5 protein-coding genes and 1 pseudogene are annotated in these 2,617 nt (G+C 62.6%); 5 read left to right on the top strand and 1 reads right to left on the bottom strand.

Translation table 11 applies throughout. The features are described 5' to 3' along the window. The 5 genes and pseudogenes from ACRCSW_RS24740 to ACRCSW_RS24720 all read left to right on the top strand — a co-directional run. Positions 1-187 (top strand): annotated as a pseudogene (locus tag ACRCSW_RS24740) (hypothetical protein); the annotation flags it as partial. Then, positions 180-824 (top strand): antitoxin of toxin-antitoxin stability system, encoded by a 645-nt coding sequence (locus ACRCSW_RS24735; protein WP_438708311.1) that lies wholly within the window; start codon positions 180-182, stop codon positions 822-824. The pseudogene ACRCSW_RS24740 and the gene ACRCSW_RS24735, both read left to right, overlap by 8 nt. A gap of 58 nt (positions 825-882) precedes the next feature. Further along, positions 883-1,284 (top strand): antitoxin Xre-like helix-turn-helix domain-containing protein, encoded by a 402-nt coding sequence (locus ACRCSW_RS24730; RefSeq protein WP_438708310.1) that lies wholly within the window; start codon positions 883-885, stop codon positions 1,282-1,284. Further along, the gene (locus ACRCSW_RS24725) at positions 1,281-1,982 is read left to right on the top strand and encodes an RES family NAD+ phosphorylase (RefSeq protein ID WP_438708309.1); all 702 of its coding nucleotides are present in this window, start codon (positions 1,281-1,283) and stop codon (positions 1,980-1,982) included. The genes ACRCSW_RS24730 and ACRCSW_RS24725 overlap by 4 nt, the downstream gene beginning before the upstream one ends. Next, a complete protein-coding gene (locus ACRCSW_RS24720) occupies positions 1,945-2,196 on the top strand; it encodes a type II toxin -antitoxin system TacA 1-like antitoxin (RefSeq protein ID WP_438708308.1) in 252 nt (83 codons plus the stop codon). Before ACRCSW_RS24725 ends, ACRCSW_RS24720 begins: the two co-directional genes overlap by 38 nt. A gap of 315 nt (positions 2,197-2,511) precedes the next feature. On the opposite strand, the gene ACRCSW_RS24715 is transcribed toward ACRCSW_RS24720, so the two are convergent. Beyond that, positions 2,512-2,617, bottom strand: a 106-nt coding sequence (locus ACRCSW_RS24715; RefSeq protein ID WP_438708312.1) for a helix-turn-helix domain-containing protein, incomplete at its 5' end; no start/stop codon positions are given.

Raw genomic sequence — 2,617 nt, 5'->3', positions numbered from 1 at the left:
TGCCGAAGAACTCGACCTTACTGGCCTCTGGGGGTTCCAGTACGCCCTGACCTGCTCCCGGTCGCGCCTCGATGCCTTCGGTGGCGGCGCGCATGTCATCGATCTCGGTGCGCGCAAATCCATAGGCTGGACCAGCAGCCAGGAATGGCTTGCCACTGCTCTGAACGGGGAGGACGTCGATGCCTGAGGTCATCTGCACCACGGTCTATCAGTTCCCCGAGCTTTCGGATGCGGCCAAGGAAAAGGCGCGCAGCTGGTATCGCGAGCTTGGCCCCCATGACGATTGGTGGGACGCGGTCTACGAGGACTTCGAGCGGGTCTGCGAAATCCTCGGCATCCGCCTGAAAACCACTCCCGTGCGGCTGATGGGCGGCGGGACGCGGGCCAAGCCCTGCATCTGGTTCTCCGGCTTCTGGAGCCAGGGTGACGGGGCCTGCTTTGAGGGCTACTGGTCCCACGCCAAGGGTGCGGCCGCGCGCATCCGGGACTACGCGCCCACGGACGCGACGCTGCATGGTATCGCTCACCGGTTGCAGGCCATCCAGCGGCGGAACTTCTACCAGCTCGCCGCCGAGGTCAGCCATCGCGGGCGCTACTACCACGAATACACTATGGCGGTGGATGTCACGCGCGACAGCCCGACCTGGCAACCGCCGACTGAAGACGCGGAGGAGATCGTGACCGAGGCTCTGCGTGATCTGGCCCGCTGGCTCTACCGTCAGCTTGAGGCCGAATACGACCACCTTGCCTCGGACGAGGCCATCGAGGAGGGGATCATCGTGAACGAGTATACGTTCACGGAAGCTGGGCGCCGGTTCGGGTGAGCGCGCACACAGTTCATTTGATCTTTACAATTAGGCCATATGAACTATGTTGAGAGCGATGGAGGACGACATGCAAGTCGCAGAGCAAATCCGGGAACCTGCTGAGATCAACTCAGTCGCGTTGAAAGCCTATGCCCGCGTGGCCGACGCTTGGGGTCTCAGCCTCAAGGAAGCGGCTGGCCTTGCCGACATGTCGGAGAGCACATGGAAGCGCGCCAAGAAGCCCGACTTTGCGGGGGAACTGACCAAGGATCAACTGCTGCGGCTCAGTGCGGTGATCGGCATTTACAAGTCGCTCGAGCTCTATTTCTCTGAGCCGCTCGCGCGAAGCTGGTTCACCCGACCGAACACTGGGCCGCTGTTTGGGAGTAGCCGTCCGGTTGACACCGCCATCGACGGGGGTTTGCCGCAGATCCTGGCGGTGCGGACCTATCTCGATGCGTTGCGTGGTGGGGCATGAAGCAGACCGAGATTTCCGATCGCGGTCTCGTTCGCCTCCTGCCCGCCACCTACCACAAGCCGCCATCCCTGCGTGGTCTCGTCGACAGTGATGACGAGATGGAGATCCTCGCAGAGATCGAGGGTCTGACCAGCGGCCGCCTTCTGGCCGAACGTGGCCGCAATCCCCATCTGGACCCGCGCGAGCTCGCTTGGCAACGACGGAGCCGCGATCTGCGCCTCTATGGCGCCAGTCATGTCAACGCCGCCTTCATCTACACCCGCACCGGCGGAAACCGTTTCAACACTGAGGAGCGCGGTGCCTGGTATTGCGCATGGGATGTGATGGTGTCCGTCAGCGAAGTGGCCTGGCACCGAACACGCGAACTCGGCTTCACCGGCAGCTTCTATGACTGCGCTCGCTATGTGGAACTTCTGGCGGATTTCATCGGTGTCTTCGACGACATGACCGACGAGCCGGGTCATCCGGCTCTGCATCCCGCTCCGGCTGTCGGATATCCCGAGGGCCAAAGCCTCGCCCAGCATCTGCGCCGGGCTGGATCGCGGGGCCTGATCTACCCCTCAGTTCGGGCTCCCGCTCCGGGCGGAAATTGCCTCGTCTGCTTCGAGCCCCACGCCATCCAGAACGTCCGGCCGGGCGCGTCCTGGGATCTTGTTTGGAATGGCACACCGCACTACTCGGTTACGGCTGTCGGCTGACGAGTTACAGCGCATGCTTATTGGGGGGTCCGAAGACATGAAACCGGCAAACGACAACAGCGCGGACGTCACGACCTTGAAGCCATGCGACCATCAGGCATTCTTCGAGGCTTTGGACTCTCCGCCCTCACCGACGGAAGCGCTACGAGCAGCATTTCGTAGGCGGAGGGAGTTCCTTGCTGATATGGGCGCCACCGCCCTGAAGGTTGGCTGACGGGCGTCTTCCTTCGCACTGAATCGCTACGCCAGTAGCGCCTCTTCAGGCAGTCCCCAATCCGAAAAACTGCGCAGTTCGTTCAGTTCGGGAGCCGACCGCAACACTAAGCAGAAATCGGCGCCCCTAAGGGTGCACTTATGCAAACTCTCCACCGCCTGCGGCGCTTCCGAGATCTGCGTGCTGTCTCCCCGGGGGCAAGGCCCCCCGCCGACGGCGTCCCCAGTCCGGCGCTTGTTGCGCCGGATCAGGAAGGGCGTCCCGCCTTCCCGAACCCATCCTGGGGTCTGATGCCGGAAGGGGCAGAATCCTACGCTAAGGGGTAGTTTGGGCCGAATTTCGCTGCAGAGTTCTATAGACGGTCGGCCTTGAGACGGAGAATAGTTCAGCGAGATCACTGATGGAGTAGTCGCCGGAGGCG

The organism is Tabrizicola sp., assembly GCF_051645465.1.
Lineage (GTDB): Bacteria > Pseudomonadota > Alphaproteobacteria > Rhodobacterales > Rhodobacteraceae > Tabrizicola.
The sequence above is the reverse complement of the archived record's forward strand: the minus strand, read 5'-3'. Positions and strand labels throughout refer to the sequence as shown.

What these genes read in the sequence shown, in the direction of transcription:
- ACRCSW_RS24735 (WP_438708311.1), top strand. Translation starts at nt 180, where the DNA reads ATGCCTGAGGTCATCTGCACCACGGTCTATCAGTTCCCCGAGCTTTCG.
- ACRCSW_RS24730 (WP_438708310.1), top strand. Translation starts at nt 883, where the DNA reads ATGGAGGACGACATGCAAGTCGCAGAGCAAATCCGGGAACCTGCTGAG.
- ACRCSW_RS24725 (WP_438708309.1), top strand. Translation starts at nt 1,281, where the DNA reads ATGAAGCAGACCGAGATTTCCGATCGCGGTCTCGTTCGCCTCCTGCCC.
- ACRCSW_RS24720 (WP_438708308.1), top strand. Translation starts at nt 1,945, where the DNA reads ATGGCACACCGCACTACTCGGTTACGGCTGTCGGCTGACGAGTTACAG.